This window comes from Streptococcus sp. A22, assembly GCF_043674215.1.
Classification (GTDB): Bacteria; Bacillota; Bacilli; order Lactobacillales; family Streptococcaceae; genus Streptococcus; species Streptococcus suis_V.
On the sequence record NZ_JBIMJQ010000001.1, the window covers coordinates 150,617 to 156,616 of the forward strand.

Genomic DNA, 6,000 nt, shown 5'->3' on the forward strand with positions numbered 1-6,000 from the left:
CTAAGTCAGTCCATGATAGAGGTCATATACTTCTTGTTTTTTTAGTTGATAGCGTTTGGCAACTTCTTTAATAGCTTGATTTGGTTTGCGACCTACTGCGATTTCTGCCTCAACTTCCGCTACCAAATCGACCTGGTCTACGGAAGGAATGTCCTCATCACTAGCTCCAGCTACAATAATCAAGCATTCGCCTTTGAGGGGATTATCTGCTAGAAAATCCAATAATTCTGAAATGGTCCCACGTTGGTATTCTTCGTAAAGCTTGGTCAATTCACGAACGACCGTCACCTGACGATCTCCGTAGACAGCGAGCATATTTTCCAAGGTATCAGCCACACGATAGGGAGATTCGTAGAAAATCTGTGTTTCTGGATACTGTAGCTTTTGCTGGAAAAATTCCTTTTGCTGACCTGATTTTCGCGGTAAGAAGCCATAAAAAATATGAGGCTGTGGAGCTATTCCTGATCCAATTAAAGCTGTGATCCCAGCCGAGGCACCAGGCAGGGCAATGACTGGAATATCCTCTGCAATGGCAGCCTTAACCAAATCATGACCCGGGTCTGAAATAGACGGTAGGCCTGCATCCGAAACCTGGGCCAAGGATTGACCTGATTTAAGCAAATTTATCAGCCCAGGAATTTTTTCATGGGCATTATACTCGTGAAAGGAAGTCTGCTTGGTTTCAATTTCGAACTGCTTTAGGAGAAGTCCTGTATTGCGCGTGTCCTCAGCTGCAATCAGATCAACATTTTTCAGCGTGTCAATAGCCCGCAAGGTCATATCTTGCAGGTTACCAATCGGTGTCGGTACCAGGTAAAGACTGCCGTAAGCTGTTTGTCCCTTAAATGATTTTTGTAGTTTCATCTTACTCTCGATTCAATATGACATCACAGAACATACATGGTTCATCATTGTCCCGACGTTGACCGTAGAAGTCATTGCAAATATGGAAACCATCCAAATAAATAGCCTCCAGATTGCCTAGACTTGAATGCGTCGCCCTATTTTCAGTAGCAATCTCTTTCTTCAAACGTTCACGAATCTTGGCATTTTCCAATCGCAAAGCTGTATTCTCATCAATCACAGCCTGGAGATTTTTCTTAATTGATTCTACCTCAGCAAGAGTCTCAAATAAATTCTGCGAGAACCCATCCAAGGCATGAAAAATATCTTTTTTATCCATCTTATACTTTCTATTCTAACTAAGAGTGAGGTATTCTAGACAATTTTGCAGACTAACATTAGACTGCCACATTTTCTTCACCGTCAGCAATGTATCCAGCCTATCACGCGCATCCGCTTTGTCCAGATTCTCCGCCAAAAGGATAGTCAGTAAATCCAGCAATTGCCCCTGCTCCACTTTTTCAGGCACAAGCCCCACCAGGGTTCCTGCCTGTAAATAAGCCAGATTAGGCTGCTCCTGCAGGAGGTCAATGAACTTTCTCGCCTGGACCAAGGCCTCCAAAAAGGACTTGTTTTTAGCTAGCTTTTGAGCTTCATCTTGACTGGAAACCAGCTGAGCCAATAAACTAGCCTGGGTCTTTAGCAAACCAGATTCTTCTAAGCTGCGTTCCAAAAGCGCCAGATTCTTGGGAAATTGGACAATCTGTGTCCGACTTTTGATGGTTGGCAACACTGCTTCCAATTGATTGGTCAACAGAAAAATATAGATTTCTGACTGGGGTTCTTCTATGACCTTCAAGAGCGAATTGGCTGCATTGACGTGCATCTTCTCCGCATCCTTGATAATAAAGACCTGCTTCGATGATTCAAAACCAGATTGAGAAAAATTCTTCACGATTTCGCGGACCGCATCCGTCTTTATGGTATTGCCCTGGGGTGATAATATGGTCACGTCCGAAAATTCCTGGCTCTCAATCAAACGGCAGGTCCGACACATTTCGCAGGGAAGGGAGTCTGTCTTTTCCGTACAGAAAATAGCCTTGGCTAAAAACAGAGCCATTTCAAAATTCCCAAAATCACCAGAAAACAGATAGGCGTGTGCCAGATGGCTCCCTTGTAAAATATGCACGAAATCTTCAATCAGTTTCGGCTGCAAGTTGCTTAAATTCTTATAATTCATTTGCTTTCAATAGTCGCTCTTGGATGATACCGAGCGCGTCCTGGACAACAGCCTCTAGGGGCTGGCTGGCATCAATTTTGACAAACCGCTCTGGTTCTTTTTCTAAAATGGCCAAATAGCCTTGTCGGACCCGTCTGTGCATGTCCGCTTTTTCCATATCCAACCGGTCCACATCGCGTTCAGCATTGCGGGCGATTCTTGCCAGCCCTTCTTCGGCATCTATGTCGAAATAGAGGGTCAAATCGGGCTCGACCCCATCCGTCGCATAGTGATTGAGCCAGTCAATATCGGCAATATCTAGACCACGACCATGTCCCTGATAGGCCACTGAAGAGTCAATAAAGCGGTCAATAATGACCATCTTCCCTTCTTGGAGTGGTGGCAAGACTTTCTCAACCAAATGCTGTCTCCTAGCAGCAATGAACAGCAGGAGTTCCGTTTTATGATCCATGGCTGTATTGGCCGGATCAAGAATGATTTTCCGGATGTCTTCTGCGATGGCAACTCCACCCGGTTCTCTAGTAGTAATCACTTCCAGACCAAGTACCTGTAATTTAGGCAAGAGCTCTTGCAAGACCGTTGTCTTTCCAGCCCCATCTGGTCCCTCAAATGTAATAAAATGACCTTTTTCCATGATTACCACCTTTTTCATTGTTCTCATTATTGTAACAAATTTCAGCAGAAAAAGCACTTACAAATTGACTTGTATTTCAATAATAAATGACGTACAATATTAGTATATATAAACTCACATAGCTGAAAATCTTGTCGTGCCTAAGGAGAGACTATGCTACGTATTCGAAATATTTTGACCATCATGATTGGCAGTGCCTTGTTTGCCTTTTCTTTGAACTATCTGGTCATGCCCAATCACCTATTTGAAGGCGGAGTGACTGGACTGACGCTCATTCTCTACTACTTGTTCAACATCCAGCCCTGGTTGATGAACATTCTCGTTAATATTCCACTATTCGTCATCGGATGGAAATTGCTAGGCAAAAAAGTTCTTTATTTAAGTATTCTGGGAACCTTTAACGTTACGCTTTGGCTGGCAATTTTTGAAAAATTCCCCTTGACTATCAATCTGGAACATGACTTATTTTTGGTCAGCACCTTTAGCGGAATTTTGATGGGAATTGGACTGGGTTTGATTTTTAAAGCTGGGGGAACTACTGGCGGTAGTGATATTATCGCCCGTATCGGTCATAAGTATCTGCCCTATTCAATCGGTCAAATCATTTTAGCTGTCGATATCATCATCCTGACCTTTATCGTCCTTGTTTTTAAAGACTTGAGACTGGTCCTCTATACCCTGATGATGGTAGCCATTGCTACTCGTGTCATTGATTTCATTTCAGATGGTGGCTATGGCAGCAAGGGCCTGATGATTATTTCCCAGAAATCGCAGGAAATTGCTACTGCTATTGATGCGGAGATAGAGCGCGGTGTTACCTTTATCAAGGCCGAAGGATTTTACAGTAAAACACCAGTAAATATGGTTTATTCGGTCATTTATAAGAGCCAACTCCAGGAAACCAAGGAACTGATTCACCGCATCGACCCTCATGCCTTCATCACCATTACCGACGCCCACGAGGTCTTAGGGGAAGGTTTTACACTGGACAAGAATAAACAACCGCTTGAAAAACATTGAACCCTGGCCTCCTATACTCGGTCCATATAAAAAGTCCTTATTGAAACTTGTAAGGACTTTTTCATCTTGTTTTCCAAGCTATTCTACTTCAATATCATAGACTTGATAGGCTCAAATGTCCGACGGTGAATGGGTGTCACACCATGTTTTGCTAGGCCTTGTAAATGCTCTGCAGTACCATAACCAGCATTTTGGGCAAAGCCATAACCCGGAAATTGACGGTCGTAGTCTGCCATCATCTGGTCCCGCGTCACCTTGGCAACAATAGAAGCTGCTGCGATTGACAAACTGTTGGCATCACCCTTGATGATGGAAGTCTGCTGGATGGGAGTGTCTAATGTCATGGCGTCAATCAAAAGGTGCTGCGGTTGCTGGTCCAGCTTTCCCAAGGCCTCCAACATGGCTAATTTAGTCGCCTCGTAGATATTGACTCGGTCGATGATGTGATTATCCATCACACCAATTCCCACAGCTACTGCCTGCTCCATAATCTCCTCATATATGGCCTGATGCTTGGCTTTGGGGATTTTCTTGGAATCGTTGAGGTGACGAATTTTGCAGCCCTTGGGCAAGATAACAGCTGCTGCCACCACGGGACCTGCTAGAGGGCCACGCCCGACCTCGTCAATCCCAGCCACAAATTCAAGCCCAATCTCATACAGAACCTTCTCGTAGACCAGCATTGTCTCCAAGCGTTCATCTTCTTGGATTTCTTTAAGAATGGCAGAGCGACGCTGCTTGATAGCAGTCTGGACACCCGCTCGCTCATCCGCCTCAAATTCTGCCCAGCGAGGATCCGTCAAATCGGTAAATTGAGCCAACTGCGCCTTGATGTCTTTAATCGTTGCCATCGAAATCACTCACCTTGTCCAATGTGTAGACGCCCAACTTGCCATCACGCACTTCCTTGACAAAGAGATTGTAGAAGCGGTCATAGTCGTCGCGGAAACCGAGTTTGCGGGTCCAGTCTATGATGAGGTCAGCCGTTTCCTGCTCCAAATCCATGCCCTTGAAACGCTCCTGCAGGCGATCAGGATAATTGGCTTTGAAGTAATCTAATCCGAAAATCGTAACTTCGTCCATGGGCAAGAGCTGGTCTTTGATAGCCCCTGTCAATGCCAACTTGAGCCCGACTTCTTGGTCCTCAAATTTCGGCCAGAGAATACCTGGCGTATCGAGAATTTCCAAATCCTTATTAGACTTGAGCCACTGCTGTCCCTTGGTGACGCCGGGCTTGTTTCCTACGACAGCGATTTTCTTGCCTGCCAGACGGTTCATGAGCGTTGACTTGCCTGCATTTGGAATACCGATAATCATGGTCCGTAGGGTTTCGTTTTGAATACCACGTTCGCGGAGACGCTCTAGCTTATCCTTCATTAGGCTTTTTGCTGCGTCGGTCACTTTTTTGACTGTGGACTGCTCTTTTGAATTGATGGCCAAGGTTTTCATCCCTTGACTTTCATAGTAGCTCTGCCATTCTTTAGTACGGGCAGGATCCGCCAAATCAACCTTATTTAAAATCATGAGTTTGGGTTTGTCGCCGACAATTTTAGTCAGCATGGGGTTCCGACTGGATAGGGGCAGACGGGCATCGACCAAAATGGTCACGAAGTCCACGTGCTTAATATTTTCCTGAACCTGACGGCGCGCCTTGGACATGTGCCCCGGAAACCATTGAATAATTGCCATGGGATTAAAACTCCTTTACTTTGGGCTTTTGTGAGCCTAACTTGATATTATTTATAAGAAATGGGCAGTTATTGGGCAAAATCAAGCTTTTTAAAATAGATAGCTAACTCATCTATTCTACCATTTTTTTTTATTTTCGTCTTCATTGTTTTATTTTCTTTTTGTCCTTATATCTCAGAAATTCTTCAAATCGGTCAATTTGAACAAAAAATGTTTTATGTGATGGATTAATAACTGCATCTCGAAATTTTTTACTCTTCTTCATTTCACGTAGCCATCTGTCCAAAGTGTGTATAGACAACCCAGACCAAATTTTTAAAATGGTTTTCTTATTACCCCAGCCACTTTCGATACCAAAATTCATATCCGATACTTACTATTTTTTGAATTCATAAATTGATCCACTTTCTTAACTCAAAAATAGTATGCCACAATTGCAGTGAAATTTAGACAAAAAATAACAGTAAGTCTTTTTCTGATGAAAAAAAGTTCGCACATTGTCAAGTCAAGTGCAACAAGTTCATTGATAACTAGAGATCCAGAGGTTAAGCTGTCTGGGCTAGCCCAAACAGAA

Annotated in this window: 8 protein-coding genes; 1 reads left to right on the forward strand and 7 read right to left on the reverse strand. The window is 43.8% G+C overall.

Going from position 1 to position 6,000, the window contains the following annotated elements; all coding sequences use genetic code 11:
- The 4 genes from rsmI to tmk are packed head-to-tail and all read right to left on the reverse strand — an operon-like array spanning position 1 to position 2,717.
- On the reverse strand, positions 1-864 hold the full coding sequence (rsmI, locus tag ACHBHN_RS00785) for a 16S rRNA (cytidine(1402)-2'-O)-methyltransferase (RefSeq protein ID WP_394733186.1): 864 nt from the start codon (positions 862-864) through the stop codon (positions 1-3).
- A 1-nt stretch (position 865) separates the two neighbouring features.
- On the reverse strand, positions 866-1,183 hold the full coding sequence (gene yabA, locus ACHBHN_RS00790) for a DNA replication initiation control protein YabA (protein ID WP_105111418.1): 318 nt from the start codon (positions 1,181-1,183) through the stop codon (positions 866-868).
- A 15-nt stretch (positions 1,184-1,198) separates the two neighbouring features.
- Positions 1,199-2,083 (reverse strand): DNA polymerase III subunit delta', encoded by an 885-nt coding sequence (locus ACHBHN_RS00795; protein ID WP_105111417.1) that lies wholly within the window; start codon positions 2,081-2,083, stop codon positions 1,199-1,201.
- Complete coding sequence (tmk, locus tag ACHBHN_RS00800) at positions 2,073-2,717, reverse strand: dTMP kinase (RefSeq protein WP_394733190.1); 645 nt, start codon at positions 2,715-2,717, stop codon at positions 2,073-2,075. Before tmk ends, ACHBHN_RS00795 begins: the two co-directional genes overlap by 11 nt.
- Before the next feature lie 153 nt (positions 2,718-2,870).
- On the opposite strand from tmk, the gene ACHBHN_RS00805 reads away from it, so the two are divergent.
- Positions 2,871-3,737 carry a YitT family protein gene (locus ACHBHN_RS00805; RefSeq protein WP_394733187.1) on the forward strand — a complete coding sequence of 289 codons (867 nt, stop codon included), beginning with the start codon at positions 2,871-2,873 and terminating at the stop codon, positions 3,735-3,737.
- 83 nt (positions 3,738-3,820) lie between these two features.
- Here ACHBHN_RS00805 and ACHBHN_RS00810 read toward each other — a convergent pair whose 3' ends face one another.
- From ACHBHN_RS00810 to ACHBHN_RS00820, 3 genes are all read right to left on the reverse strand, one after another.
- Positions 3,821-4,588, reverse strand: a complete 768-nt coding sequence (locus ACHBHN_RS00810) for a ribonuclease HII (RefSeq protein WP_394733188.1) — start codon at positions 4,586-4,588, stop codon at positions 3,821-3,823.
- Complete coding sequence (gene ylqF / locus ACHBHN_RS00815) at positions 4,575-5,426, reverse strand: ribosome biogenesis GTPase YlqF (RefSeq protein ID WP_394733189.1); 852 nt, start codon at positions 5,424-5,426, stop codon at positions 4,575-4,577. The genes ACHBHN_RS00810 and ylqF overlap by 14 nt, the downstream gene beginning before the upstream one ends.
- 142 nt (positions 5,427-5,568) lie before the next feature.
- Entirely contained in the window at positions 5,569-5,790 is a 222-nt protein-coding gene (locus ACHBHN_RS00820; RefSeq protein WP_172067882.1) for a DNA-binding protein, read from the reverse strand.
- Positions 5,791-6,000 lie beyond the last annotated feature (210 nt).